This is a genomic window from Streptomyces ipomoeae 91-03 (genome assembly GCF_000317595.1).
In the GTDB taxonomy this organism is placed as follows: Bacteria; Actinomycetota; Actinomycetes; order Streptomycetales; family Streptomycetaceae; genus Streptomyces; species Streptomyces ipomoeae.
Genome location: NZ_AEJC01000189.1, coordinates 1 through 26,791, shown reverse-complemented (window position 1 = coordinate 26,791; position 26,791 = coordinate 1). Strand labels below are relative to the sequence as shown.

The following is a 26,791-nucleotide window of genomic DNA, read 5'->3' as shown; positions in this document are numbered from 1 at the left end:
CCCCCGACCGGAGGCACCGCATGATCACCCACCAAGCCCCGTCCATGGACGTGGACATGTTCCTCGACGAGCAGTTGCTCGACCCCTACCCCGTCTACGCCCGGCTGCGGGCCGCCGGCCCCGCGGTCCGCCTCACCGCCCACGGTGGGGCGTGGGCGGTGGCCGGATACGACCACGTCAGGGAGATCCTGTCCGACCACAAGACGTTCTCCTCCGCGCCCAACGCCGGCGTGGAACCCTACCGGGAGGACATGGCCCAGACCGGCGCATCGGGAGCCGACGGGCCCGAACACGCGCGGATGCGCGCCCTCGCCGCCGAGCAGCTGTCCCCACGCGCGTTGCGCGGTCTGCGGGAGCGCATCGAGGCACGGGCGGAGGAGTACGTCGTGGACCTCCTCGGCCGCGGAACCGTCGACCTGGTCGCCGACCTCGCCCGTCCCTTTCCCCTGGAGATCGCAGGCGACCTCATCGGCCTGCCCCGGGAAGGCCGCGAGGAACTGCTCGCCCTGACCACGGCCGCGTTCAACACCTTCGGCCCGGCCAACCAGCGCACCCGGGATGGCATCCCCCTGCTCAAGGAGACGTCCCAGAACCTCGGCACCCTGTTGACCAGGGAGAACATCCTTCCCGACAGCTGGGGCGCCGCCTACTACGAGGCCGTGGACGCCGACCGCATGGAGGTGGCGGAGGTGATGACCACGCTCATCAGCTTCGTGTTCGGCAGCTTCGAGACCACCATCAACACCACCACCAGCGCCCTGTGGTTCCTCTCCACGCACCCCGACGCCTGGCAGGCCCTGCGCGCCGATCCCACCCTGGCCCGCCCGGTGGTGGAGGAGACCCTGCGGCTGGAGCCGGTGAACTGGTTCACGGGCCGCACCGCCACCCGGGACATCGACTTCCACGGCGTCCCGTTCGCCGAGGGCGACCGGGTGCTCGTCCTCCTGGCCTCCGCCAACCGCGACCCGCGCCACTATCCCGACCCGGACCGCTTCGACGTCTTCCGCCACCGCGCCAACGACCACATGACCTTCAGCCACGGCATCCACGTCTGTCCCGGAGCGCGCTTCGCACGCATCGAGATGACCTCGCTCCTCACCGCTCTCGCCCGGCGCGTCGAGCGCCTGGAACCGGCCGGCGAACCGGTGCGCCTCCTCCACAACATGCTGCGCGGATTCACCAGCCTGCCCATGACCCTCGTCCCCGCCGAATGACGGCACGACGACGCGGCGGAGGGGATCGCGCGCCGATTCCCCCGTACCCCGTACCCCGTCCTCCGCTCCTCGGTCGACCCTCGACCCGACGACTCTGAGAGAGGCACCATGCGCGTAGGCATGACCCTTCCCGCCATGGCCCCGTTCGCCGGCACCGAGCAACTGCTCGCCCTCTACGAGCAGAGCGGCTTCGACTCCTACTGGGCCCCCGACCACCTCCTCGGCGTGTTCCATCCCCGGCTGTGGCCCGACATCGCACTGTCGGCACTGGGTCCCGACCCGGACGCCTTCTACGATCCGTTCTGCTACGGCGCCAGGCTGTCGACGGTGACGAACCTGCCGTACGGCATCTCCGTCACTGACGCCACGCGACGCGGCGCCGCCGACCTCGCCCGGTCGGCGCTCACACTCAACGACCTACTGCCCGGCGGGTTCATCCTCGGCATCGGCTCGGGCGAGGCGGAGAGCCTGCTGCCCTTCGGCTACGCGTTCGACAAGCCGGTGTCCATGCTTGAGGACGTCCTCGGAGATCTGCGTCACCTCTTCGACACCGGCCGCATGCCGTCGGGCACCGGACGGATGGGATTGCCGCTGGAGGCGGAGGGACGCGGCAGGCCGGCGGTGTGGGTCGCCGGGCATGGGCCGCGCATGCTGCGCCTGACCGGTCAGTACGGCGACGGCTGGATCCCCGCGTGGTCGATGTCACCCGAGGAGTACGGCGAGAAGCTGGGCGTGGTCGCCGCCCATGCCGAGGCCGCGGGGCGCCCGAAGCCGGTCGCCTCGATGCTGCGGTTTACGCTGTTCGCCGAGAGCGTCGAGCGGGCGGCCGAGATGTTCGAGGCCGCGCCGCTCGCGAAGCTGTTCGGGTTGTTCGCGACGGGGCCGATGTGGGAGGCCGAGGGCCTCGTCCATCCCCTCGGTGAGACGTCGAAGGGCTTCATCGACGTTGTCATCCACGACCTCGACGCCGACGACCTGCGCGATCTGGCACCCACCATCCCGTTCGAGATGGTCCAGCGGGTGCTGTGCATCGGCAACGCCGATGAACTGGGCCGCCAGTTCGGGGAGTACGCCAAGGCCGGCATGGAGCACATGGTGCTCGCCAACATCACCGGTCTGGTCGGCGGCATGGACGAGATCATGGCCCGCGCCCACGAACTCCCCATCCTCAAGGCGACCCTGTCCGACCTGTAGGGACGGGGTAGGCGACGCAGCAGGGTGAGGAGCGCGACCTGTCGTTCGGCACGGGCGAGCTTCCGTCCGAGGCACTGGTGAACGCCGATGCCGAAGGCGACATGCCCGCGCGCGTTGCGGGCGACAAGGCAACTGCGCTGACGTCTCACCATCGCCGGCTTCCGGGCCCCCGAACTGGGCGCCATCGTCGTCAACGCCGACGGCCCGTTCGGGATCGGGCTCGCCGCCTACGCCCGCCTCGCCGCCGACGGACGTCTGAGCGTCCGCATCGCCCAGAGCTTCCCACTCGCCGACGCCGCCGGGGCCCAAGAGCTGAGCGAGTCCGGCCACTCGCGCGGCAAACTCCTCCTGTGCCCTTGACCAGACGGGTTCCGGTGGACCACGCGTCGGTCAGGGCTCGCCGCCCACCTCAACCACTCCGACGAGCGAGTTGACGCATCATCGGCTCGGCTTGGCCCGCGGCCTGCGGCCTGCGGCAGGACTTCGACGCGGTCACCGCCGGGCTCACCCCGAGCGGGAAGAAGGACAAGCACATCCGCGAGCTGGAGATGGAGCACGGACTGGTGTTGCGATCCTCGATCGCCCCAGAGGACGACCGCCACACGGTGTCGGGCTTGAAGCCCTTGTCGGTGTCGATGTTGCGATCCTCGGTCACTCTGGAGGGCGACCGCCATCGCCCACACCGGCTGGACGGTGTTCGAGCATGACGAGTTGCGATCCTCGGTCACCCCCGGAGGGGGATGTCCCGCTCCGAGGCCGAGGCGTCGAGCGGGCCGCTGCTGAACAGCCACAACGGGCATTCGGCCAGGTCGCGGCGGTGCCGGCGGAGGAACCGACGGGCGTGCTTGTGCCAGCGTCAGGCGTACAGTCCACCGCCGGCCATCACTGCGTCGTACGACGCCACACTCGCGACGGACCGGGCTGGAAGGGCCTCCACCGTCAGCCCTTCCTTGCGCAGGACGTCAGCGATGGTTTCGGCGATCTGTGCCGTCGATCCGTTCGTGGTTCCGTAGGTGACCAACACGGTGCCGGTCATGGGAATACGCCTCCTCTCACAATCGGCGCAGCCAGTCGTCGGCCACGCCGTGCAGCGCCTGTTCCGGGGTGGGCAGGCGCGCGTCGTCCAGCCGGTAGGTGAGCTGGTCGACCACGCCGACCACGCCGTCGATCCGGCGGGTCATCGACAGGGCGATCTCCGTCTCGCTCTTGCGTTCCATGTGACCGGTGAGCGTGACAACGCCCTCCACCACGGACACGTCGATGCCGCGGGGCGCCAGCCACAGGGCGCCCACCAGCACGTCCTCGATCACCTCCTCGCGGATCTCCTTGTCGGGGCGCAGGAATCTGGAGCAGGTCCCGGCGGGTGACGATGCCGAAGGGGCTGGTCCTCCTCGTCGAGCACCGGCAGCCGTTCCACCTGGTGCTGGGCCATGGTGCGGGCGGCCTCGACGATGGTGTCGTCGGCGTGGGCGGTGACGGGCGGCTCGGTCATGAGTCGGCCGGCGGTGCGGGCGTTCGCCTTCGCCGCCTGCCGTCGGGCACCGCGCGTCAGACTGGAGAACGTGAAGCGGCGGCGCGGTTCGTATGGTCCGGGGGTGGCGGCCTGGCGTGCGATCAGGTCCGTTTGGGAGATGACGCCGATGACCTTGTCGTCCTCATCGACCACCGGCAGTCCGCTGATCCGGTGGGTGACCCCGGGCCCACGACGCCCCGGACGACCACGTCCTTCAGCGGCTGCGCGAGCTCGGCGGCATCCCCAGGAGGTCCTGGAAAACCCCGAGTTGATGGAGCTGATGCTGCCCACGCTGCGCGCCGACTTCACGGCGCTGGAGAGCTACGACCACCAGGACGAATCTCCGCTGCCGGTCCCCCTGACGGTGTTCGGCGGCACAGCCGACGCCCTGGTCGGTCCGGCCCGCCTCCACGGCCGGCGCCGCCAGTCCTCGGCCGGCTCCCGGCTGCGGACGCTGCCCGGCGGCCACTTCTTCGTCCACGCTTCAGCCCACACGATCATGACGGAGATCGCCGAGACCTTGTCGACTCACGTCAAGGCGTGAGAACGATCCCGGATTTCACTACGCCGCCACCAGCACGATGCCGCTCACTTCGTGCACGCGGCCCGGGTTCACGGGGTCGCCCACGGTGACGCGCCAGGCGCCGGGGGCGGGCAGGCGGAGGCGGGTGGTGTAGGCGCTCTCGCCGTGCTTGCGCAGGGTGCGGCGCGCACACCTGACCCGTCTCGACGTCCACGGCCGTGGCGGACAGGACCCAGGCGGTCATCGTCGGCCACGACCTCCACGGGACAGTCACCGCCGCCCAAGACCTCGGGCAGGTCCACGCCCAACTCCTGCCCACCGTCGAGGAACTGCCGTGGATCGCGGGCGGTCAGTACGGCTTCGAGCTGGTTCAGTAGGGCCCTCTCGTTCTGGAGCGCTCCGTGCTTCTGGGCTAAGAAGCGGACCGTCGAGTCGTCCGTCAACTGCGCCGGGAAACAGGAGAACCGGGGCACCGTGCCGTCGCCGAGGTGATCGATGCCGTCGAGATCCCGTCGGCCGTCCAGCCCGTCGGACGCGAGCAGCGCGGACTGGCGGGTGGGCTGCCTGCATCCGCCGAACACATGCAGGGCGTACCCGTCACCGTCGGCCCGGTCCAACTCGTCGTGGAAGCACAGGGCTTCGGCCGCCGGTCCCCCGTCCACCCCCGGCACCCGGGCACCGCCCAGATCCGACCGGGCACCGTCGCCGTCGACGACACAGCGCCAGGTCGGCAGGAGCTGGTAGAGCGAGGGCATCGAGCGCGCCAGCCGGGTGAACGGCTCCGACATCCGCCCCAGGCTCGGCGCCACTCCCTCGTGCAGCCAGACAAGGGCGTTGACCGATCCCCGATAGGGCGTCCCGATCGTGATCAGCCCGCGCGCATACGCGCTTCCGCCAAGGACGTCCAGGTAATACCGGGCGACGAGCCCGCCCATCGAATGGGCCACGAACACGGCCCTGGCCTCGGGATTTCCGCTCCGCCTGCGCCAGGCGTCCAGCGCGGGTTCCACCCGGGCCGCGAGCCGACGGGCCGTCAGCCGCACCGAGAGCCGCCAGTCGTACGGAAAGGGCAGGAGGTTGCTGGACCGCTCGGACAGGCCCAACCGCCGTTCCAGGAAAGTGAGCAGGGTCGCGTAGCCGTCGATCGCCGAGACCCCTGGCAGGATGTGCAGGCCCTTGATCAGGTCCACAGCCTCGATGCCGTCGCCCGGATCCGAGTCCCCGAGGTCGGCGGGAAGAGCGAGCCGCCGTATCTCGTCCAGACCGCCCAGCGCGTGCCGTCCGGCGACCGCGAGGGTGTGGTTCCACACCTCGCGCCCGTCCCGCGCCAGGACGCTGCCCATGATGCCCGGCAGCACCACGACCAGATCCTTCACCGCAGTGCTGCGCACCGTGCCCCCTGGTGTTCAATTCGCCATATTATGCGCCTGGTTGACGGTCGCCACATGGTACGGCGCCGAAGTCGACGGGGTAGGGAAGCGGGGGCACCACGATGCGGTGGCGTGCATGACGGACGACGGTCGGTTCGTCCTGGTCGGGGTCGGCGACTACCGGGACGCGAGCTGGCCGCGGCTGCGTCATGTTCCGGCCAGCGTGAACCGGCTCTTCAGGCTGTTCCGTGCGCTGGGCTATGGTCATGACCTCCCGGAGCTGACCACGGGCGGCGACTGGGCGACGATCACCGACCGGCTCAGGGCCTGGCGGAGCGCCGGTTCCCGGCTGGTGCTGTACTGGACCGGCCACCGCTGTGTCGACGCGGGCGAGCACTTTCTGATCACGTCCGACTCCCCCGCCACCCGCCTGCACGGTCTGCAGGCGATCACCACCAGAAACCTCGCCCGCTTCCTCGCCCACCAGAAGTTCCGCGAGGTCCTGATCCTCCTCGACTGCTGCGCGAGCGGCGTCGCGGCCTCGCGGGTCGCCGGCCAGATCTGCGAAGTGCTGGACCACACCAGCGCCTCGGGACCGGAGCGGCGGTACGCGGTGATCGCCTCGACCCGCGGCTACGAAAGCGCCGAGGACAGGGTGTTCGCCGAGAACCTGGAGCGGGTGGTGCAGCACGGCCCCGAGGACCGTCGGTGGACGGAGCACGACGAGACGATCCGCTCCGACGAACTCGCCGATGTGATCGGCCAGATCTTGGCGGACAGCGACGCCGGAACCGCCTACGTCGCGCTCGGCGCACCCGTTCCCGCACTGCGCAGCCCCCTGCATCCCTCGGCCACCGTGCCGGACGAGGACGTGGAGACCAAGCGGCTGCGGGCGGTGGAGGTGGACCGGCATCTCGTGCTGTCCGCCCGCGGGATCGAGGTCGGCGAGACCGGCTGGTACTTCTGCGGCCGACGGCGGCTGATGCGCCGCCTCATCACGTGGCTGGCCGAGGCGGATCGGGGCCTGTTCGTGGTCACCGGGTCACCCGGCACGGGGAAGTCGGCCCTGCTCGGCCGGATCGCCACGCTCTCGGTACCGGATCTGCGGACGGTGGCCGAGGCGGAGGGCGCGTTGAACGACACGCCCAACTCCGAGCTGCCGCCGCTGGGTTCGGTCGATCTCGCGCTGTCCTGCCGGAACAAGACGCTGGACGACTGCCTGCGCGCGGTCGCCGACGCCCTCGACCTGCCCGCGGGGGCCCCTATGACTTTGGTCAAGGGGTGATCGGGGTTGGTGGTTGGTAGAAGGTGCCGTCGCGGAGCATCGCGAAGGGCACGTCTGCTCGGCGTCGGGCGAGGCAGAGGAGGGCTTGGGTGTGGTGCTTGCCCTGGGCGATCTTCTTGTCGTAGTAGGTGCGGGAGGCGGGGTCGGCCAGTGCGGCGAACGCGGAGAGGAAGAAGGCCCGTTTGAGCTGCTTGTTTCCTCTCCGTGAGGGCTGTTCGCCGCGGATGGAGGACCCGGAGCTTCGGGTTGCCGGGGCGAGGCCGGCGTAGGCGGCCAGGTGGGCGGCGGACGGGAAGGCGGCGGCGTCGCCGACGTCGATGAGGATGCGGGCTCCGGTCCTGATGCCGATGCCGGGCAGCGACGTCAGGACCTAATTCGTTGCTGACGGATCCAGCACCACCCACCACGCATGTGGTCTTGCTGGGCCCGTTCGAACACTGGGGCCGTGACATCTGTTGCCACTCCGGCTGATGGAAGCCTCCGGATAGACCAGTGCACGGCCCTGGTGTTTGTAGTGGTGGCGGTGGTGTGGGCGTCGAGCGGATGTCTTCACGCGACTTGGTCGGTACGAGACCTCCCCAGAGAGCGGCGGCGCTCGGCGTCTTCACGACCGCCACCGCATCAAACGTTGGCGGGCCCGTGGACTGTTGCTGGATGCCTCGTCAGGACCGGGCAGCAGAATGCCTCTTCCAAGATCGGCAGCACCTACGGCCACAGGCTCGTCAACACCGTCGGCTTGATCACTCGTTGGAGTGGGTGGTGCGAGCCCTCCACACGGTGACCTCTTGAAGCTCCCGAGCCAGTTCGAGCTCCCGAGTAGACCGAGGCCCGTGAGGTGAGCTGGTGCCACGAACACGGTTGATGAGGTGTCGGACCAGCCCCCCGGCTGAGTCCTGGAATTAGGTCGCTGCGTGGCCCGCATGCGCTCGTGACCAGCGCAATCACCCGCGCCATGGGGAGGGAACAACTTGATCTACTGCGGAATCGACTGGGCCGAACGCCACCATGACGTCGCTCTCGTCAACAACACCGGCGAACTGCTCGCCAAGCGCCGCATCACCGACGACGCTGCCGGCTATCAGCTGCTGATGGACCTGCTTGCCGAGTACGGCGACACGGAAGACGCCCCGATCCCGATCGCGATCGAGACCTCTCGCGGTCTGCTGGTCGCCGTTCTGCGGACCGGCAAGCGCCAGGTCTTCGCGATCAACCCGATGGCCGCCGCCCGCTACCGCGACCGCCACTCCGTCTCCCGCAAGAAGTCCGACCCCGGCGACGCCCTGGTCCTGGCGAACATCCTGCGCACCGACATGCATGCTCACCGGCCTCTGCCGCAGGACAGCGACCTGGCCCGCGCCATCGCCGTCCTGGCCCGAGCTCAGCAGGACGCCACCTGGAACCGGCAGCAGAACTCCAACCAGCTCCATTCCCTCCTGCGCGAGTACTACCCGTCCGCCCTGGACGCCTTCGCTACCTGGCAGAACGGCCTCTGCCGTCGCGAAGCACGCGAACTGCTCAGGCTCGCCCCCACACCCTCCCAGGCCGCGCGGCTGAGCCGCACACAGATCCAGGCCGCCCTCAAGCGGGCCGGCCGCAAGCGTGGCATCGAGGCCGAAGCCGACCGGATCCGCGACGTCTTCCGCGCCGAGTGGGCCCACCAGCCGCCGCTGGTCGAGAACGCGCTCGGCAAGCAGATGCTCGCCCTCCTGATTCAGTTAGAGGCCGCCTGCACGGCCGCCGACGACCTCGCAAAGGCGGTGGAGGAGGCTTTCCCTCAGCACCCGGACGCTGAAGTCATCCTCAGCTTCCCCGGCCTCGGCGTCCAGCTCGGCGCCCGGGTGCTGGCAGAGATCGGCGACGACCGAAGCCGCTTCGCCGACGCCCGCGGCCTGAAGGCTTACGCCGGCGCCTCACCGATCACCAGAGCCTCCGGGAAGAAATCGAGCATCACCCGGCGAAGGGTGAAGAACGACCGGCTCAACCACGCCGGGTATCTCTGGGCCTTCGCAGCCCCCAACGGATCACCCGGAGCCAAGGCCCACTACCGGCGCCGACGCGACGTCCACGGAGACTGGCACGCGGCCGCCCTACGCAACCTCTTCAACCGGATGCTCGGCCAGCTCTACTGCTGCCTCCAGGAGCACACGCTCTTCGATGAACTGGTCGCCTTTCCGGCCCCAGCGCTGGAGGCAGAGAAGGCCGCAGCGTGATCTCCCACCGTCGAGACCTGCTCTGTCAGTACCAGGTGGCATGCTCTGCCACCATGAACAAGGAGCAGTTCTGGGAGCTCATCGCGGCGGCCCGTGACCGGGTGATCGCCCCGCACGACGGCGAAGCGGTCGCTCGCGAGGCGACCTCGCTGCTGGCCGACCGGCCGGTCGAGGAGATCGTCGCCGCTGAGCAGGTGCTGTGGGACCTGATGGTTGAGTCCTACACCAACCCTCTGTGGGCCGCTGCCTACATCGCCAACGGTGGATGCTCTGATGACGGCTTCGACTACTCCCGCGGCCGGCTGATCGCTCAGGGGCGTGAGGTCTTCGAGCGCGCAGTCGCTGATCCTGATGCCCTCGCGGAACTGTCCATCGTTCAAGCTGCCGCGGCCGACGGCGTCGACCTGGAGGGTGAGGACATGCTGGGCATCGCCTGGAACGCGCACATCACGGCGACCGGCGATCAGCTTCCCGCGGGCGCACCCACCATCCGCTATCCGGAGCTGGACCCTGCCTGGGCCTTCGACCTCGACGACTCGGACGAGATGGCTCGCCGCCTGCCGCGTCTGGCTGCTCTCTACCTGGAGTGAGACGCCCCACGAGCGATCGCTGTTCGAACACCAGAGCCGACACCTTGACGAGTTAACACCATGAGGTGTCTTGGAAAGAGGGTGGGCCTCCAGGAGTTCCTCGATCCGGTGGGCCAGGAGTTTGCGCTGGTCTAGCTCCAACGCCGTGTAGATAGGGCCTTGGGCGGCTGCGTCAAGTCGCGTGAAAGGGGACGGAACTCCTGCTAGAACCGTGTCGACCAAGATCACTGTTCGGCTAGGAGCTCCGTGGGTGCTCAGTCTGTCATCTCTCGTGAGGTTGCTGTTGCTGCAGGGGCGTTCGCGCCCGGCCATCTCGGCGAGTTGACGCGTGTTGTCCCGTTCGAGATGGTCGACGAGGCGCTGGCACAGACCGGCAGGGTGCAGGCCCGGGTGCGGGACCTGCCGTCCCGGGTTGTGGTGTATCTGCTGCTGGCCGGGTGTCTGTTCCCCGGGCAGGGCTGGCGGCAGGTGTGGCAGCGGCTGACCGCCGGCCTGGACGGCCTGCCGGTCGCGGATCCGACCGGCGGTGCCTTGGCACAGGCCCGCAGACGGGTGGGGGCCTGTGCCCCTGCGCTGGCTGTTCGGCCTGCTGCGCGGCCCTGCCGCTGGAATCGGCACCCCCGGAGCCGTCCGGCAGGCGGTCTCCAGTCGGCAGGCGCCACAGCGAGGTCAGGCGCACCAAGAACTGCGCGCCTGTCCCGGCGATCTGGGCCAGGAACCTGCCGTCGTCGAAGCCGCGGTCGGCCAGCACCAGCTGGTCGGGGCCCAGCAGGTGCAGCAGGCGGCGGGCGTAGTGGTTCTCCCCGTGCCGCTTGGGCCCGAAGCAGGCGCCGAGCACACCCCGGCTTCCGGTCTCCACCAAGGTCATCAACCGCAGCGTGGGGTAGCTGGCCCAGCCCAGATGGAGCTTGGCCCGGCCCAGCCAGCCCCGGTTGCGGTCTGCGTCAGGCACTTTGAGCGAGTTGCAGCCGTCGAACGCGACGGTGCGCCAGCGCCGGTAGCACACCCCTGGGGTCCGTGGCTGGGCCAGCGGCCCGGCGACCACCTCGAACAACGCCTTCAACGGCGCGGGCCCCAGGCGGCGACGCAGGTCACGCAGCGCCTTCTCCGACGGGACCGGAACGCGGAGCCCGGCCAGACCCGCGACCAGCTTGTCCCAGACCCTGGCATAGCCCAGGTGCGGGAACAGCCCCAGCGCGAGCACGAAGTAAATCCCCACCCGCGATGGAAGGCACCGTAATCGCTGCTGGACCGTCCCTGTCTCCTCCAGCACCGCATCCACCAACTCGACGGGAACGTACCGTGTCAACTCGCCCAGATGTCCCGGGGCGAACACCTCGCCAGCGGCAGGGACAGCGGGTACAACAACGCTGGAGACAGAGCGACTGCGCAACACGACCTCGGACTCGGGCAGGCCATCACGAACCGTCCCTGACTAACCCGAGGGAACCGTCTGCGAAGGAGGAATCAACGATCCCGGCCACACTCTTGACGTGCACTGATAACGCCTAACTTCGCGGCATTGGCCGCCCACGCAAAACGCTGGACTGGGAAACCCCAGCCCAGCGCCTCGCTAAACTCCTCGCCACAGCCGCATGATCAGCGATGTTGCAACGACCCCTTGAATCCGCCTGGTGGCGGGGCTGCTGGTCTGCGCGATCGACGGCACGACGATGACGGTGCCCGACAGTCCGGCGAACCTGGCCGAATACACCAAGCACCGCTGCAACAACGGCGGTTCGGGGTATCCCGCACTGCGGCTGCTGGTGCTGGTGTCCTGCGGCACCCGCACGGTCCTTGACGCGGTGTTCGGGCCGACCGCGGAGGGGGAGAATCTCAATGATCGTGTCAAGCCGCCTGCGTGACCGGCGGGACGGGGGTGAACAGCCTCTTGTCACGCGGCATCGCCCACAGCACGTTCACGCGCCGTCGGGCGAGCGAGAGGAACGCCTGGGTGTGGACCATCCCCTCCGCGCGTTTCTTGAGGTAGTAGTCCCGCGAGGGGCCGGGCCGCATCATCGCGGACTGCGCGGACATATAGAACAGCCAGCGCAGGCGCCGGCTGTAGTGCTTGGGCCGGTGGTAGTTGCCGGTGCGGCGGCCGGAGTCGCGGGGCACTGGGGCCAGGCCGGCGTGGGAGGCCAGCCGGTCGGCGTCGCGGTAGCCGGACAGGTCACCGACGATGGCGACGAACTCGGCGCCCAGGATGGGACCCATGCCGGGCATCGACTCGATGATCTCGGCGCGGTCGTCGGTGCGGAAGGTCTCGTGGATCTCCCGGTCGTTGTCCTTGATCCGCTCGTCCAGTGCCAGGAGCTGGTGGGCCAGGTCGCGCACCAGCTTCGCGGCCCGGCTCTCGCCGGGCAGTGCGGTCATCTGGGACTGGGCGGCCTCGACTGCCTTGGCCGCGATCGTGTCAGCTCCGCGGACCTTTCGGCGCTCCAGCCAGGTCGTCAGTCGCTTGACGCCAATCCGCCGCAGGGCGGCCGGCGTCTGGTACTCGGTCAGCATGACCACTGGGCCTTTGACGGCGGAGTAGTCGAAAGCCCGCTCCAGAGCCGGGCAGATGCCCACCAGCAGGTCACGCAGCCGGTTGATGAGCCGGACCCGGTCGGCGATCAGGTCGCGCCGGTAGCCGGTCAGCAGCTGGAGCGTGGAGACCAGCTCCGGCGGGGTCTCGATCGGAGCAAAGTCCCGTCGCACGCGGGCCTGATCGGCGATGACGAGCGCGTCCTTGGCATCGGTCTTGCCCTCGCCCCGGTAGGCGCCGGTCATCCGGTTGACGGTGCGGCCGGGCACGTAGACGACCTGCTGACCGTGCGCGACGAGCAGGGCCAGCAACAGGGCGGAGGCCCGGCCGGAGATGTCCACCGCCCACCGCACCTCGCCGGCCTTCTCCCGGGCTGCCGCTATGAGCGTCAGGATCTGCGACTCGTCGTTGACCACCTTCGTCGAGAACACCGTCTCGCCGTCGGTGTTGACCGCCACCGCCCAGTGGTGCCCCTTGCCGGCGTCGATGCCGACCCATATCCGCCCGTGAGCCGTACTCAAGCCCGTCGCTCCGTTCCGCCATGACCCGCACTTCCGTGGCCCGAGGAACACTCCGCCGACAGGTCCTTAACCAGCGATGCCCGCAGCTCTCAATCAGCAGTCGGAGCGTCCCGGAGGACCGGGCGGCCATTCTCCGGGAGCCATCCACGGCAACCACCTCATCAGCCACACCCGGTCCTCCCGGACCGCCCAACATTCTTAAGGACCCCTCATGACCGACCAGCCCCCGGCTGCCCGGCTCCAGTCAGCCGCCCGCGACCACCTCCTCCTGCACTTCGGCCGGCACGCGAACCTGCGCAACGGCCAAGGAGTGTTCCTGCCCGACCGGGCTGAAGGCGTCTACGTCCACGACGCGGTCGGCAAGCGCTACATCGACGGCCTCTCGGCCCTGTTCTGCGCACAACTCGGCTACTCCTACGGACCGGAGTTCGCCAAAACGGCCGAACGGCAACTGAACCGCCTGCCGTTCAGCACCCTGTGGAACACCGCGCACCCCGCCGCCATCGAGCTGGCCGAACGACTCGCCGCCCTGGCCCCCGACGGCATCAACCGCGTCTTCTTCACGTCCGGCGGTTCGGAGTCGGTGGAGTCCGCGTGGAAGCTCGCCCGCATGTACCACGTGGCGCAGGGCCGGCCGCAACGCACCAAGGCCATCGCCCGCCGCACCGCGTACCACGGCCAGACCATGGGCGCCCTCGCGCTGACGGGTATCCCGGCGCTCAAGGAGCCCTTCGGCGCCCCGGCCTTCGAGGTGACCCACGTACCCAACACCAACCGCTACCGCACCACCGACGCCGATGAGGACGCCTTCACCCGGCGGCTGCTGGCCGAGACCGAGGCGGCGGTGCTGGAGGCCGGCCCGGAGCGGGTGGCCATGCTGATCGCCGAGCCCGTACAGAACGCCGGCGGCTGCTTCACTCCCCCGGCGGGTTACTGGGCGGGCCTGCGGGCGATGGCGGACCGGTACGGCTTCCTCCTGGTCGCCGCCGAGGTCATCACCGGCTTCGGCCGGATCGGCGAGTACTTCGCGGTGTCCAAGTACGGCGCCGTCCCCGACATGATCACCACGGCCAAGGGGCTCACCTCGTCCTACGCCACGCTCGGCGCGGTCCTGGTGTCCGACAAGGTGGCCGAGCCCTTCTACGAGGACGGCGTGACCCTTCTGCACGGGCTGACCTTCGCCGGACACCCGGTCGCCGCCGCCACCGCCCTGACCAACCTCGACATCTTCGAACGCGACGGTGTCCTGGACAACGTCCGGTCCCTGACCGGACACCTGCAGAAGCGGCTCACAGAACTGACCGAACTGAGCATCGTCGGAGACCTACGCGGCGACGGCTTCTTCCGGGCCCTCGAACTCGTCGACGGCCCGGACGGCCGACGCTTCGACACCGACCGCAAGAACGAACTCGTCAAGAAGTTCCTCCCCGCGCGCATGCGCGACCTCGGACTCCTGGCCCGCGCGGACGACCGAGGCGACCCGGTCGTGCAGATCGCTCCGCCCCTGATCGCCACCCAGGAGGAACTCGACCACATCGTCGACCTGCTGGGCCAGGCCCTCACCGACGCGGACCGCCACTTCCTCGACGGCCGCTGACCAGCTCCCCCTCTCACACACCAAGGACCAGCACATGTCGAACACCTCCCCCGCACCGACCACTCAGCCCGCCGCCAAGCCCCACACCTCCCCGGACCGGTTCTTCGCGGTCGACATCCGCGTGGGCCGCGTCACCGACGTCGAGGCGTTCCCCGAGGCCCGCCGGCCGGCGTGGAAACTCACCGTCGACTTCGGCGGCGAGATCGGCACCCTGCGCACGAGCGCCCAGGTCACCGACTACAGCCGGGAAGAGCTCCAGGACCGCCTCGTCGTCGGCACGGTCAACCTCGGGTCCAAGCGCATCGCCGGTTTCAAGAGCGAGTTCCTTGTGCTGGGCGCGCAGGACGGCGACGGCACCATCCACCTGCTCGACCCCGGAACCGGCGTCAGCCCGGGCGACATCATCTGCTGACTCCCCCGGCTGAAAGCCGCGACGGCGCACAGCCCCATGACCAGCCGCTGTCCGCGGGCAGTGACCACGGCATCAAGGATCGGACAGCAGGACCGCCTTCCGGAGCGGGGCCCACCCGCGACACCGGTTACTACCGCGTTCCGTGCCCTTCCGGGCCGGGGAGCAGCCGCCTCAGCAGGGACTCCTCCAGCTCGACCAGAATGTCCTCGCTGTGGGTGTGCGCGGCGGGAAGAGTGCGCCACAGCACCAACTGGCCGTGCAGAGCGGTCCACAGATGGATGCCCAGAACCTGTGCGTCCGCACGGAGTTCGGGACGCACCGCCGCCAGGTACACCTCCACGGCCTCGGTCCACGCCCCGAGCACGGTGCTGAGGGGTTCGTCGGGATCGGGCCTGCGCCGGGGCTCGTATTCGAGGCTGAACATCAGCCGGTAACGGCGGGGCTTGTCGAGGGCGAACCGGCGGTAGGCGGCGACAGTGGCGCGGATCCGCCCGTACGGGTCCGCGCCGGCCGCGACGGCCTTCTCGCCGGCCTCGCCCATCGCCACGGCCAGTGTGCGGTAGACGGCATCGAGCACCGTCGAGACCAGTTCGGTCTTGTCCTTGAAGTGCAGGTAGATGCTGGGGGCGGCGATGCCGACCTCGCGGGCGACTCCGCGCAGGGAGAGCGCGCTCTCGCGGCCCGTCTCCTCCAGGATGTGGGTGGCCGCGTCCAAAATCTCTTGCGTAGCGATCCCCTTCACCCCGAGCGTTGGGCACCCGCTTGGCGTGCGCTTCCATGTCGCCTCCTCACCGCCCGCACATTACCCGCCCGACTGGCCGGAATTTCGTGCTCCACTCTTCGCCTAACGCCGTTAATCTAACGACGCGAGATCACCTAACGCCGTTAGCAGAAGGCGGAAAGGAGCAGTCATGCCCCCCACTTCGTCCAGCCCCGCGTTCGTACTCGCCCGCCCGAAGGACGCGCCCCTGGACCCACCGCCCGTGTACGCCCGGCTGCGGGAGGAGCAGCCCGTAACCCGGGTCTCTCTGGGAGGGCGGGTCAGCCCATGGCTGGTGACCCGCTGGGAGGACGCCCGGACCGTGCTGGGCAGCCCGGCTTTCAGCACCGATCCGACCCACCCCGGCGCCCCCAACGACAGGGAAGGCCAGTCGCAGGGCCCGCGCGGCTTCTTCCAGCAGTACGACGACCCCATCCACGCGACGATGCGGCGCACCCTGACCCGGGAGTTCATGGTCAAACGGATCGACGCGCTGCGCCCGGGCATCGCCCGCCTGACCGGCGAACTCCTCAGTGACCTCACCGAGTCGCGGGGCCCCGTCGACCTCGTGGAGCACTTCTCGCTGCCGCTGCCGTCCCTGGTGATCTGCGAACTGCTGGGCGTGCCCTACGAGGACCACGCGTTCTTCCAGGAACAGTCGAAGGTCCTCGTCGACAGGACTACCACCGCGCAGGAGTCCACCCGGGCCTTCGCCGAACTCGGCGAGTATCTGCTGGGACTCGTGCGGGCCAAGCGCGCCACGCCCGGCGACGACGTGATCACCCGGCTCACCGCTCAGGCGGACGAGGGCGTCATCACCGACCAGGACGCCGCCGACCTGAGCGCCTTCCTGCTGTTCGCCGGGCACGAGACGACCGCGAACATGATCGCCCTGAGCACCATCACCCTGCTGGAGAACCCCGACCAGATCCCGTACCTGTTGGGCGGACCGGACCAGGTGGCGGTCGCGGTGGAGGAACTCCTGCGCTACCTCACCATCGTGCACTTCGGGCTGCGTCGCACCGCCCTTGAGGACGTCACCGTCGGCGGCGTCACCATCCGCGCGGGTGAGGGCGTGATCATCTCCATCAACGTCGCCAACCGTGACCCGGACTTCTTCACCGCCCCCGACGACCTCGACCTGGCCCGCGCCAACGCCCGCCGGCACCTCGCCTTCGGCTACGGCATCCACCAGTGCCTCGGCCAGCCCCTGGCCCGCGCCGAACTCCAGATCGTCCTGCCCGAACTCTTCCGCAAGCTTCCCGGGTTGAAGATCGCCGTACCGCCGGAGAAGATCGCCTTCAAGCAGGACACCGCCGTCTACGGCGTCCGCGAACTGCCCGTCACCTGGTGACCAGACCCCACCGATCCCCCCACGAAGAGCAGGGAAGAACCGCCATGCGTGTAGAAGTCGACGTCCCCAAGTGTGTCGCCTCGGGCCAGTGCGTGATGCTCGCCCCGGACGTCTTCGACCAGCGAGAGGAGGACGGCACGGTCGTCCTCCTCGACGAGGCCCCATCGAACGAACTCCACGACGCCGTCCGCGAGTCCGCCACGGTGTGCCCCGCGGCGGCGATCCGGCTGGTGGAGTCGTGAACGCGACCACGACCGGCGCGACGGGCCGCGTCGTCATCGTCGGAGCCTCCGCGGCCGGCCTGGCCGCCGCCGAAACCCTCCGTCGCAGCGGCCACACCGGCCCCCTCACCCTCATCGGCGACGAACCCACCGCCCCCTACGACCGGCCGCCCCTGTCCAAGGAGATCCTCTCCGGCGCCTGGTCCCCCGAACGGCTCCCCCTGCGCACCCCGTCCGACCTCGACGCCCTCGACCTCGACACCCGATACGGCCACAAGGCCATCGGAGCGGACATCGCGGCCCGGACGGTGCTGCTGTCCGACGACACGGAGGTGCCGTACGACGGCCTGATCGTGGCCACCGGCGTACGGCCCCGCCACCTGCCCGGCACCCCGGCCCACACCCTGCGCACCCTCGACGACGCCCTCGCCCTCAAGGACCGCCTCGGCCCCGGCCGCACCCTGGCCGTCGTCGGCGCCGGGTTCCTCGGCGCAGAGGCCGCCGCGGTCGCGGCCGGCCTGGGCACCCACGTGACCCTCCTCGAACCCGCCCCGGTCCCGCTGGCCCACGCGGTCGGCGAGGACGTCGGCCGCGTCCTCGCCCAGACCCACCTCGACCACGGCGTGGACCTGCGCACCGGCACTGGTGTGTCCGAGGTCGTCCCGGGCGGCGTACGGCTGGCCGACGGCACCGTGGCCGAGGCCGAGACGGTGCTGGTGGCCATCGGCTCGCGGCCCAACACCGAGTGGCTGGCCGGCAGCGGGCTGTCCGTCGACGACGGGCTGGTCTGCGACGAGTTCTGCGCCGCCGCGCCCGGGGTGTACGGCGCAGGCGACGTGGCGCGCTGGCACAACCCGCTCTTCGACACCTCGATGCGCATCGAGCACCGCACCAACGCCACCGAGCAGGGCATGGCCGCCGCCCGCAACCTCCTCGGCGCGCGGCGGCCGTTCGCGCCCGTCCCCTACTTCTGGTCCGACCAGTACGACATGAAGATCCGCGCATACGGCCACCTCCGCGGCCACGACGAGGTGCAGATCGCCGAAGGAAGCCTGGCGGAACGGAAGTTCACCGCCGTCTACCGCACCGGCGACCACCTCACCGGCGTCCTGACCGTCGGCATGCCACCCAAGGCCATCCGTCCCTGGCAACGGGCCATCGCCACCCGCACCCCCTGGCGCCAGGCCATAGCCCTACCTGAAGGTGCCACCGTATGAACAGCACCACCGGCCGCGAAGGACGCGGCTCATCGTCACCGGAGCCGAATCCGGCATCGGCCGCGCCACCGCGCTGCGGTTCGCGCACCTCGGTGCGAAGGTCCTCGTCACCGACGTCAACGCCACCGCCGACGTGAGCGACGCGGAATGGGAACGGCTCATCCGCATCAACCTCACCGCCCGTTCCTCCTGACCCGCGCCGTCCTCCCCCACCTGCCGGCCGACGGCAAGGGCGCCATCGTCAACACGACCTCCGAGGCCGCCCTGCGCGGCAGCGCCGCCGGCACCGCCTACACCGTCTCCAAACACGGACTGGCCGGACTGACGAAATCGACCGCGGTCATGTACCGGGACCGGGGCGTCCGCGTCAACGCCGTCGCCCCCGGCGGCACCCTGACCAACGTCATGGACTCCATCACCGTCGACACGGACGGGGCGACGATCCTCCGCCGGTACGAGGCGAACACCGGCCGCACGGCGTCGGCGGACGAAATCGCCGACGCCATCGTATTCCTGGCCTCGGACGCCGCGAGCAGCATCAACGGTGTCGTCCTCCCCATCGACAACGGCTGGTCGGCCGTCTGACGCCGACCGCACCAGCGGTGGCCGGCCCCCACCTGGACCGGATGCCCGGCGGAGACCGCTCAGCTGCTCCTGGCCATCGAGGACACCGACGCTCCCACCCGGCGGCCGTTCGTGCACGGTGTCGCGCTGATCAGCCCGGAGCTCGACCCACTTCCGAGGGGAGCCCTGAACACGGACAGCCGCGTGCCGGGCGTTCGGTTGCCGCGCTCCGGGATCGGCCGCGGCCACCTGGGACCGGAGCCGATCGAATCACTCCGGGGCAGGACCGAACAAGTATAATATATTATACTATATTACACCTTACATGTCAAGGGTCTGACACTGTGGCGACGGCAGTCGGCTGCCGACGAGCAAGGGGGGAGTCCCGCGGCGCCGGCACGGAGTCGGCGACAGCACCCGCACCGTCACGATCCCCCACCTGCGCGGCGCCCGCCTTCGTCCCGCGCTGGTCTCCCCCGTCACCTCCGACGCCACCGCTGACCGGTCCGCCGCCGAGGGACAGCTCATCGTCTCCCTGCCCCGGCCCGACACCGCCGTGCTCTTCCGCCTCGGCGCGGAGCCACCGGCAAGGGACCGCGACGTGTGAAGAGGCGGGCGGGACTCAGGCTGGTCACATGGAGGGCCTGGCCGGAGGAGGACATGCTCCCGCTGTCCGAGGAGACGCACGCGCGGATCGTCGCCCGGCCGCCGAACATCGCCGAGTACCTCCCATACCACCCACCGATCACGGCTACTGGCCCGCGTCTGTTTCACATGTGGGGGTCCGCCTCGACGAGCAGGACCTCTTCTCTGAGTAGTACGGGGTGTCGGCGGTGACCGGTCGATCGGCAACAGCGTCCCGTCCAGGAGGACAAACAGCCTGTCGCCCCGATGTGAGGTGCCGCCGACGGCAGCAACATCGCAGGAGCGGTGGCTCCCTCCAGCAGCACCTCACGCTCGCCGGTCTCCGCAGCGGTCAGCACCGGCCCGAACAACTGCCTGGCGATACCGAACGCGAACTCGGTCTCCATCTGCCCGCCGCGAGCGCTGACCACGGCCATGCCGCTCATCGCCGCACGCTCCATCGCCGCACGCAGCAGCCGGGTCCTGCCGATCCCTGCCGAGCCCTCCACCGCTACAACCGTGCCCGTGCCCGCCTTCGCTCCGGCGATCGCCCCTTCGAGACGCCGCAGCTCCTCCTCGCGCTCCAGCAGCCCGGCGCCGACCCGATCCGGTCCCTCGGTCACCGTCGGGTGATGGTCGGCTCCGGTGTCGCGCTCGCGTCACGCCCGGACGGCTTCACGATGGCGCAGGCTTTCTCTCGGTCTCCGGGCAGCAGTCCCAACCGCCCGCCAATCCCCCTTTTCGCCGTACGGCCCATGGGTCGACCGGGCTCCGTGCGGAGCGATGTGGTCAGCGCGGGATGTCTCGGAACCGGCCTGCCGTCGCTGGAAACGGAGGAGGGCGGCGGCGCGAGAGCGCCAGGCAGTCGGCGGAGTGCCGTGCGTGCCTCACTTCACAAGATCTGGTTGCCCTCCGTGTCTGTGTCGTGCCCCTCCGAGCCCGTCGTACGCACCCGCGCCGATCCCCGTCAGGCCTGGGGACAACCTCACCGTCCCGGCCCACCGACGTCCACCGGTACGGCTGACGGCTACACCGTGCGCCCGTCCACCGGTACGGCCGACGGCTACACCGTGCGCCCCGCCACATACCACCTGGACGGCAGCTCGATCCGGACGCCCTCGGCCGTGTGCTCGGTGGTGAGCAGCGGGAGTTCGCCGCCGGCGATGACGGTCAGCCCGGCCGCGCGCAGATACTCCGGGATCGCGGCGTCGGTGACCTCGCCGGGGGCGATGCCGTGGCGGAAGATCGGGGCGAGTTTGGCCGGGGGGCCCGATGGGCTCTGGGCCAGGGCCATGAGGACGGACTTCGCGGACTCGGAGAGTTCGACGAGACAGGCTCGGCCGCGTTCTCCCAGCAGCGTGGCGATGTTCTCGACGACGCGCCCGCGGTCGTCGGGCTCGCACTGGTGGAGCACGCCCCGCATGTACACGTTGGCGTCGCCGAGGTCCTCGCGCAGGGCCTCGGCCTCTGTCTTCTCGGCCGCGTCGAGGAGGCGGTAGGCGGCGTGGCCGTCGGGGTCCGCGCGTCGGGCGTGGTCCAGGGCGGCGGCCGACAGGTCCGCGCCGATCACCTGGGCGAAGCGGGCGGCGAGGAAGCGGGTCTGGGTGCCGTTGCCGCAGCCCAGGTCCACCAGGGGCAGGTCGGCGGCCGTCATGTACGGTTCGAAACGGGCGAGATGGACGGCCGCGGTCTGTGCGGGGTCGGCGTCCCAGAAGACGGCGCCCGGTTCCCCGGAGGCCTCGCGCCAGAAGCCCTCCCAGGCCTCCCTGTACCGACTGGTCACGCTCATGCCCAACTCCCCAGGTAGAGACGCCGGTCCGCCGGTCGTGACGGCCCAGATCGGTCTACCGCGCGCCGGATACGGGTTCAAGCACCGCGCGCGTACCTTCACCCCTCGTCCCGAACACGCGCGCCGCCGCACACCCTTCGCGCCCCACGGCACGCCTCGCACGCAACCGGTACTCGTCACGCCCGACCGGTACTCGTCACGCCCGCCGGCACACCTCACGCCCTACCACGTGATCGTCATCGCCGTCGCGGCAGCGTCAGTTCGAACCACACCGTCTTGCCCGCGCCCGTGCGGCTGGTCCCCCACTCACGGGCGAGGGTGCTGAGGACACGGAGCCCTCGCCCGTACTCGTCGGTGGGGCCGGTGCTGAGGAGGGTGGGGAGGGTGTGGTCCTCGTCGTAGACCTCGCAGAGCAGGGTGTCGCCGCGTACGAGCCGGAGCTCGATGTGACGGCCGCGTGCGTGGCGTACGGCGTTGGTGACCAGTTCGCCGACGAGCAGTTCGGTGGTGTCGGTGAGGGCGTCCAGGCCCCAGACGTACAGCTGTTCGCGGACGACGGCGCGGGCGCGGCCGACCTCGATCGGATCGAGGGCGAGCCGCCATTCGGCGACGTCCTCCGGTTCGATGCCGTTGAGGCGGGCCATCAGCAGGGCCACGTCGTCCTTGCGTCCGCCCCGGCCCGCCTTGGCGAAGGTCGCGGCGAGAGCGCGGATGACGGTGTCGCAGGCGTCGTCCATGGAGGCGGCCGGGTGGGCCGCGGACTCGCAGAGCGTCGCGAGGCCCACGCCGATGTCCGCGCCGCGCACCTCGACGAGGCCGTCGGTGCACATGACGAGCCGGTCGCCGGGCTCCACACGCACGCGTACGGCCTCGAAGGGCACCCCGCCGACGCCGATGGGGGCGCCCGTGGGCAGGTCGAGCAGTTCGCTGCGGCCGTCCTCGGCACGGACCAGCACGGGTGGGATATGGCCCGCGTTGGCGATGTGCAGCTCGCTCACGATCGGGTCGTAGACGGCGTACAGACAGGTCGCGAGGTAGTGCTCGCCGAGGCGTTGGGCGAGGTCGTCGAGGTTGCGCAGGAGTTGCGCGGGTGGCAGGTCGAGCGCGGCCATGGTCTGCACGGCCGTGCGCAACTGGCCCATCATCGCGGCGGAGTTGAGGCCGTGGCCCATGACGTCGCCGACGACGAGGGCGGTGCGGGCGCCGGGCAGTTTGACCGAGTCGAACCAGTCGCCGCCGACGCGTCCGAGGAGCGTGCCCGGCAGATAGCGGGTGGCGATGTCGCAGCCCGCCATATGGGCCGCGATGTTCGGCAACATGCTGTCCTGGAGCGTCTCGGCGACGTTCTCCTGGTAGGTGTACATGCGCGCGTTGTCGAGGACGAGGCCCGCGCGGGCGGCGAGTTCGGCGCCGGTGACGCGGTCCATGTCGTTGAAGACCTCGCGCTCCGGATGGCGCAGCAGGATCATGAAGCCGAGCACCACGTTGCGGGCCTTGAGCGGCACGACCAGCATGGAGCGGCCCGTGATCAGCGGCCGGATGTCGCGCTTTTCGAACTGCGCGGCGATCGCGTGCCCCATCTGCTCGCTGATGCGCGGCACGAGTACGGGTTCGCCGGTGGTCATGCACTGGAAGAACGGGGTGTGCGCGGGGAACGGCATGGCCTCGCCGACCGGCACGACGTCGTCCCAGCGGCCGGGTTCGTCCGTGTGCTCGACGGCCACCCGGTGCCACATGGTGGTGGTGTCGGGCACACCGTCGGGAAAGCCCTCACCGGCGACGACCTGTTCACGCAGATACGTGCCGGCGACATCCGTGAAGCGGGGTACGACCGCCTTGCTGACCTCGATGATGGTCTGGGACAGGTCGAGGGAGGTGCCGATGCGTCCGCTGACCTCGTTGAGGAACTCCAGGCGTTCGCGTACGGCCGCGTGTTCGAGGTCCTCGCTCTCCTCCTCCAGGTCCTCCGGGACCGGCAGCCCTTCGGCGACGGCGCGCGCGGCGCGTTCGCGGCGGGCACGCCGTTCCGCGCGCCGGGGTACGCCCCAGTCTGGGGTGACGGGCACCCGGTCGTTCTGGCTGAACTCCAACACCGGATAGCCCAGTTCGAGGACCTGAGCGACGATGCGGGCACTCTCGCCGACGCTCATGCTGGGCAGGATCTCGGGGAGCCTGCGGGCTAGTTCCTCGGCGCCGGGGAAGTCGGTGTGCAGGGCGAAGCCGGGTGCGATGCGCTCCACGGCGACGACCGTCTCGCTGTCCGGCCGGCGCAGCGCCTCGGCGTCGGCGGCCAGCACGAGCAGACGCTCGCGGCCGGGGCCGACGAGTGGATAGGCCCACCACAGGATGTCGATGCGGTCGCTCCCCCGCCCTACGGGCGGGGGGACCCCCATCTCGCTTCGCTCGGGCACGGTCAGCCTGGCGCGCCCGGCGGCCGGGTAGGAGAGCTGTCCGTCGAGGGAGGACTCCAGGTCGTGGCCGAGTCCGTCGTACGCGTGGTACGCCCCGTACGGCGGCGGGGTGTCGTCCTCCTCCGGGAGCGCTCCGGACACCGGCAGCAGATCCAGGGCGGGGCGGCCCACCGCGTCCTCCTTGGCGGTGCCGAAGAGCCGCCGGGCGCCGGTGCTCCAGTGCGACACCAGGCCACCGCGGTCGACGACGACCACGGCCAGGGGGATACGACCGGCCACGGCGTGCTCCGCCGTGCCGTCACCGGCTCCGTGGCCGGTGTTCGCGCCCGTGTCGGTGCCACGGTCCATGGCCAAGGCCCTTTCTCCCCACGGCTCGCAAGATCTGCGCCGCCCCCACTACCGTACGGCCGCGTAGCGTTGCGATGTGTGGCAATGCGCGAATTGACCACCGGGAGCCTCCGGCGCACGCCCCGATATACAGACGGCGCACAACCGACCCGCACGCCCCGCCCCCGCGTGGCATCAGTCCGCGTACCCCAGTTGCAGGTCCCGTTCCGTCCTGCCCCCGCCGGCCATCTGGAGCACCGTCGCGACCGGCGGATACCCCATGGCGATCACCGTGTACTCGCCGGTGGCGATGTCGACGAACCGGAACGTTCCGTCGATGCCGGTGGTGAGGGTGTCGACAACGTTGCCCGCGGCGTCGAGCAGGGTGACGCGGGCGTCCTCGACGGGACGGCCGCCACCGGCGCGGACGGTGCCCCTCAGGACGGCGCCCCCGGCGAGTTCGACGTCCTGGCGGGTCTCGCGACCGGCCTGGACGGTGACGGGCAGCGCGGCCGGGCGGTAGGAGTGGGCGCCGGCGGCGAGGGTGTACTCCCCGGCGACCAGCTCGGTGATGAGGTACCCGCCCTCCTCGCCGCTGCGCGTGGTGACGACGACCTCGCCGTGCACGTCGGTGAGCGTGACCGTCGCGTCGGGCACCGCCCTGCCGTCCGGCGTACGCACGGTGCCGACCAGGCGCCCGGCACCGCCGAGCACGATGTCGACCTCGACGGGACACTCGCCGACGGTCACGGTCACCGCCTGCGGCTGGTGTCCGCCCGCGGCGGCGATCAGCACGTACGCCCCGGGACCGGGCGTGGACAGCGCGTACCGCCCGTCCTCGCGGCTGCCGCCGCGCCCGGTCTGCCGCCCGGTGGCGTCGATGAGGGTGAGCGCGGCCCGGGGCACGACGGTGCCGTCGGGATGCTGCACCGTGCCGCAGACGGGGACGCCGGGGCTGACGGTGGTGCCGGAGGTGTACGGCGAGCGCGCCTGCGGGATCTGGACCGGCGGCGGGGGCTCGGCGGGAACCTCGTCGTGGGACACCAGTGGTTGCTCCTTGAGGAAGAAGGCGATGACGAGCCCGAGGACGAGCACCGGCACGAGGTACAGGAAGAGCCGCGGCATCGCGTCGGCGTACGCCTCGGCGTAGAGGTCGCGCACCGGGGCGGGCAGGGCGTGCACGAGCCCGGGTGTGAGGGAGTCGATGCCGGGAAGGACGCCGTCCGCGGGGGCGGGAAGGCGCTCGGCGAGCCGTCGCGTCAGCAGCGCGCCGAGGAGGGCCACCCCGACACCGCCGCCGAGCTGCCGCAGACAGTTGCCCGCGTTGGTGGCGCTGCCGATGTCGTCGGTGTGTACCGAGTGCTGTACGGCGAGGATCAGGACCGGCATCACCATGCCGATGCCCGCGCCGAGGAGGGCCGTCCAGAGGCCGAAGTGCAGCCGGGGTGTGTCGGTGTCCAGGTGGGCGAGGAGCCACAGGCCGACGACGCAGAGGGCGCTGCCGAGGATCGGGTACGTCTTGTAGTGCCCGGTACGGCTGACGAGTTGGCCGGAGATGACGGACGCGCCGACGATCCCGCCCGTCAGCGGCAGCATCAGCAGCCCGGCCTGGGTCGCGGTGGCCCCGTCCACCATCTGCGGATAGGTCGGCAGATAGGTGGCGGCACCGAACAGCGCGACGCCGATGGCGAGGCCGACGAGCCCGGTCACGACGAAGACCGGGTCCTTGAACAGCCGCAGGGGGGCGAGGGGTTGGGTCGCGAAGCGTTCGACGACGAGGAAGAGGACGGTCGCCACGACCGCGCCGGCGGCGAGCCCGAGGACGACACGCGAGTCCCAGGCGTACGCGGTGCCGCCCCAGCCGGCCAGCAGTACCAGGCAGGTGGACGCGACGGTCAGCAGCAGTGTGCCGAGGACGTCGAGTCGCCCCTTGGCGGTGGGCTTCGGCAGCTTCAGGGCGAAGGCGACGACGGCCAGGGTGACGAGGCCGAAGGGCACGTTGAGGTGGAAGCACCACCGCCAGGAGAGGTGGTCGGTGAGGTAGCCCCCGAGGAGTGGGCCCGTGATCGAGGCGAGCCCGAACGCGGCGCCGACCAGGCCCAGGAAACGGCCGCGCACCCGGGGCGGCACGATGTCGGCGATGATCGCCTGTACACCGATCATGAGGCCGCCCGCGCCGACGCCCTGGAGCGCGCGGAACGCGATGAGCTGGTCCATGGTCCGGGAGAAGCCGGCCAGCGCGGAGCCGGCCACGAAGACCACGAGCGCGAACTGGAACACGCCCTTGCGGCCGCACAGTTCGCCGAGTCGGCCGTACACCGGCAGTGCGACGGTGGCGGTGAGCAGATACGCGGTGACCGCCCAGGACATCCGGTCGAGTCCCTGCAGTTCACCGGCGATCCGCGGCAGCGCGACGGCCACGACCATCTGCTCCAGTGCGGCGAGGAGCAGTGCGAGCACGAGGGCGGAGAAGACCAATCGCACGCGGCGCGGGCCGAGTCGGGGAGGGTCGGTCGCCGGTGAGGGTGCGGGGGTGGTGGTCGGTTCTTCCTTGACCAGTGTGAT

20 protein-coding genes and 8 pseudogenes are annotated in these 26,791 nt (G+C 70.3%); 16 read left to right on the top strand and 12 right to left on the bottom strand.

Annotated elements, in window-relative coordinates:
• Positions 1–20: 20 nt before the first annotated feature.
• Both STRIP9103_RS12385 and STRIP9103_RS12380 read left to right on the top strand, forming a co-directional pair.
• Positions 21–1,214: a cytochrome P450 gene (locus STRIP9103_RS12385; protein ID WP_009309235.1), complete on the top strand. Its 1,194-nt coding sequence runs from the start codon at positions 21–23 to the stop codon at positions 1,212–1,214.
• 120 nt (positions 1,215–1,334) lie between these two features.
• The gene (locus STRIP9103_RS12380; RefSeq protein WP_199790534.1) at positions 1,335–2,408 is read left to right on the top strand and encodes an LLM class flavin-dependent oxidoreductase; all 1,074 of its coding nucleotides are present in this window, start codon (positions 1,335–1,337) and stop codon (positions 2,406–2,408) included.
• Between the two features lie 5 nt (positions 2,409–2,413).
• On the opposite strand, the pseudogene STRIP9103_RS48875 reads toward STRIP9103_RS12380, so the two are convergent.
• Positions 2,414–2,533, bottom strand: a pseudogene (locus STRIP9103_RS48875) (cytochrome P450); the annotation flags it as partial.
• Between the two features lie 25 nt (positions 2,534–2,558).
• Between STRIP9103_RS48875 and STRIP9103_RS46315 the strand changes: the two are divergent.
• On the top strand, positions 2,559–2,768 hold the full coding sequence (locus STRIP9103_RS46315) for a zinc-binding dehydrogenase (RefSeq protein ID WP_078613882.1): 210 nt from the start codon (positions 2,559–2,561) through the stop codon (positions 2,766–2,768).
• Between the two features lie 376 nt (positions 2,769–3,144).
• On the opposite strand, the pseudogene STRIP9103_RS12370 reads toward STRIP9103_RS46315, so the two are convergent.
• Together STRIP9103_RS12370 and STRIP9103_RS12365 are read right to left on the bottom strand one after the other, a co-directional pair.
• A pseudogene (locus tag STRIP9103_RS12370) lies at positions 3,145–3,444 on the bottom strand (flavodoxin domain-containing protein); the annotation flags it as partial.
• Positions 3,445–3,460: 16 nt separating this feature from the next.
• A pseudogene (locus STRIP9103_RS12365) lies at positions 3,461–4,095 on the bottom strand (CBS domain-containing protein); the annotation flags it as partial.
• 97 nt (positions 4,096–4,192) lie between these two features.
• Between STRIP9103_RS12365 and STRIP9103_RS49850 the strand changes: the two are divergent.
• Positions 4,193–4,465, top strand: coding sequence for a thioesterase II family protein (locus STRIP9103_RS49850; RefSeq protein WP_181800451.1), 273 nt, complete (start codon positions 4,193–4,195; stop codon positions 4,463–4,465).
• Between the two features lie 68 nt (positions 4,466–4,533).
• Here STRIP9103_RS49850 and STRIP9103_RS12355 read toward each other — a convergent pair whose 3' ends face one another.
• Positions 4,534–5,835 carry an alpha/beta hydrolase gene (locus tag STRIP9103_RS12355; protein WP_158696868.1) on the bottom strand — a complete coding sequence of 434 codons (1,302 nt, stop codon included), beginning with the start codon at positions 5,833–5,835 and terminating at the stop codon, positions 4,534–4,536.
• Positions 5,836–5,950: 115 nt separating this feature from the next.
• Between STRIP9103_RS12355 and STRIP9103_RS12350 the strand changes: the two genes are divergently transcribed.
• Entirely contained in the window at positions 5,951–7,099 is a 1,149-nt protein-coding gene (locus STRIP9103_RS12350; RefSeq protein ID WP_009309226.1) for an ATP-binding protein, read from the top strand.
• Here the strand turns inward: STRIP9103_RS12350 and STRIP9103_RS46305 are convergent.
• A pseudogene (locus tag STRIP9103_RS46305) lies at positions 7,089–7,469 on the bottom strand (transposase); the annotation flags it as partial. The gene STRIP9103_RS12350 and the pseudogene STRIP9103_RS46305 overlap by 11 nt on opposite strands.
• Before the next feature lie 598 nt (positions 7,470–8,067).
• Between STRIP9103_RS46305 and STRIP9103_RS12345 the strand changes: the two are divergent.
• From STRIP9103_RS12345 to STRIP9103_RS51430, 3 genes and pseudogenes are all read left to right on the top strand, one after another.
• Positions 8,068–9,309, top strand: a complete 1,242-nt coding sequence (locus STRIP9103_RS12345; RefSeq protein ID WP_009309229.1) for an IS110 family RNA-guided transposase — start codon at positions 8,068–8,070, stop codon at positions 9,307–9,309.
• Positions 9,310–9,362: 53 nt separating this feature from the next.
• Positions 9,363–9,899 (top strand): DUF4240 domain-containing protein, encoded by a 537-nt coding sequence (locus tag STRIP9103_RS12340; RefSeq protein WP_009309209.1) that lies wholly within the window; start codon positions 9,363–9,365, stop codon positions 9,897–9,899.
• A gap of 345 nt (positions 9,900–10,244) precedes the next feature.
• A pseudogene (locus tag STRIP9103_RS51430) lies at positions 10,245–10,400 on the top strand (transposase domain-containing protein); the annotation flags it as partial.
• Between the two features lie 121 nt (positions 10,401–10,521).
• On the opposite strand, the pseudogene STRIP9103_RS46295 reads toward STRIP9103_RS51430, so the two are convergent.
• Positions 10,522–11,292, bottom strand: a pseudogene (locus STRIP9103_RS46295) (transposase domain-containing protein); the annotation flags it as partial.
• Positions 11,293–11,533: 241 nt separating this feature from the next.
• On the opposite strand from STRIP9103_RS46295, the gene STRIP9103_RS12335 reads away from it, so the two are divergent.
• Positions 11,534–11,764, top strand: a complete 231-nt coding sequence (locus tag STRIP9103_RS12335; protein ID WP_009309241.1) for a hypothetical protein — start codon at positions 11,534–11,536, stop codon at positions 11,762–11,764.
• On the opposite strand, the gene STRIP9103_RS12330 is transcribed toward STRIP9103_RS12335, so the two are convergent.
• Positions 11,748–12,950 carry an IS110 family RNA-guided transposase gene (locus tag STRIP9103_RS12330; protein ID WP_009309233.1) on the bottom strand — a complete coding sequence of 401 codons (1,203 nt, stop codon included), beginning with the start codon at positions 12,948–12,950 and terminating at the stop codon, positions 11,748–11,750. The two genes, STRIP9103_RS12335 and STRIP9103_RS12330, sit on opposite strands and share 17 nt — an antisense overlap.
• A gap of 211 nt (positions 12,951–13,161) precedes the next feature.
• On the opposite strand from STRIP9103_RS12330, the gene STRIP9103_RS12325 reads away from it, so the two are divergent.
• Both STRIP9103_RS12325 and STRIP9103_RS12320 read left to right on the top strand, forming a co-directional pair.
• Complete coding sequence (locus tag STRIP9103_RS12325; RefSeq protein ID WP_009309228.1) at positions 13,162–14,547, top strand: aspartate aminotransferase family protein; 1,386 nt, start codon at positions 13,162–13,164, stop codon at positions 14,545–14,547.
• 34 nt (positions 14,548–14,581) lie between these two features.
• Positions 14,582–14,959: a tRNA-binding protein gene (locus STRIP9103_RS12320; RefSeq protein ID WP_009309244.1), complete on the top strand. Its 378-nt coding sequence runs from the start codon at positions 14,582–14,584 to the stop codon at positions 14,957–14,959.
• A 130-nt stretch (positions 14,960–15,089) separates the two neighbouring features.
• Here the strand turns inward: STRIP9103_RS12320 and STRIP9103_RS12315 are convergent, their stop codons facing one another.
• Positions 15,090–15,674 (bottom strand): TetR/AcrR family transcriptional regulator, encoded by a 585-nt coding sequence (locus STRIP9103_RS12315; protein WP_009309198.1) that lies wholly within the window; start codon positions 15,672–15,674, stop codon positions 15,090–15,092.
• A gap of 196 nt (positions 15,675–15,870) precedes the next feature.
• Here STRIP9103_RS12315 and STRIP9103_RS12310 point away from each other — a divergent pair, with 196 nt between their 5' ends.
• The 5 genes and pseudogenes from STRIP9103_RS12310 to STRIP9103_RS53435 form a co-directional block, all read left to right on the top strand.
• Complete coding sequence (locus tag STRIP9103_RS12310; protein ID WP_009309210.1) at positions 15,871–17,073, top strand: cytochrome P450; 1,203 nt, start codon at positions 15,871–15,873, stop codon at positions 17,071–17,073.
• Between the two features lie 44 nt (positions 17,074–17,117).
• The gene (locus STRIP9103_RS12305) at positions 17,118–17,315 is read left to right on the top strand and encodes a ferredoxin (protein WP_009309190.1); all 198 of its coding nucleotides are present in this window, start codon (positions 17,118–17,120) and stop codon (positions 17,313–17,315) included.
• Entirely contained in the window at positions 17,312–18,511 is a 1,200-nt protein-coding gene (locus STRIP9103_RS12300; protein WP_009309212.1) for an NAD(P)/FAD-dependent oxidoreductase, read from the top strand. Before STRIP9103_RS12305 ends, STRIP9103_RS12300 begins: the two co-directional genes overlap by 4 nt.
• Positions 18,508–19,096 (top strand): annotated as a pseudogene (locus tag STRIP9103_RS12295) (SDR family NAD(P)-dependent oxidoreductase). Before STRIP9103_RS12300 ends, STRIP9103_RS12295 begins: the two are co-directional and overlap by 4 nt.
• A gap of 33 nt (positions 19,097–19,129) precedes the next feature.
• Positions 19,130–19,375, top strand: a pseudogene (locus STRIP9103_RS53435) (YbhB/YbcL family Raf kinase inhibitor-like protein); the annotation flags it as partial.
• 470 nt (positions 19,376–19,845) lie between these two features.
• Here the strand turns inward: STRIP9103_RS53435 and STRIP9103_RS12290 are convergent.
• The 4 genes from STRIP9103_RS12290 to STRIP9103_RS12275 all read right to left on the bottom strand — a co-directional run.
• Complete coding sequence (locus STRIP9103_RS12290; RefSeq protein WP_048820157.1) at positions 19,846–20,322, bottom strand: ATP-binding protein; 477 nt, start codon at positions 20,320–20,322, stop codon at positions 19,846–19,848.
• A 440-nt stretch (positions 20,323–20,762) separates the two neighbouring features.
• Complete coding sequence (locus tag STRIP9103_RS12285) at positions 20,763–21,488, bottom strand: class I SAM-dependent methyltransferase (protein WP_009309222.1); 726 nt, start codon at positions 21,486–21,488, stop codon at positions 20,763–20,765.
• 236 nt (positions 21,489–21,724) lie between these two features.
• Positions 21,725–24,247, bottom strand: coding sequence for a SpoIIE family protein phosphatase (locus STRIP9103_RS12280; RefSeq protein ID WP_009309217.1), 2,523 nt, complete (start codon positions 24,245–24,247; stop codon positions 21,725–21,727).
• A 174-nt stretch (positions 24,248–24,421) separates the two neighbouring features.
• The coding region (locus tag STRIP9103_RS12275; RefSeq protein WP_009309192.1) for an MFS transporter at positions 24,422–26,791 on the bottom strand (2,370 nt) is incomplete at its 5' end.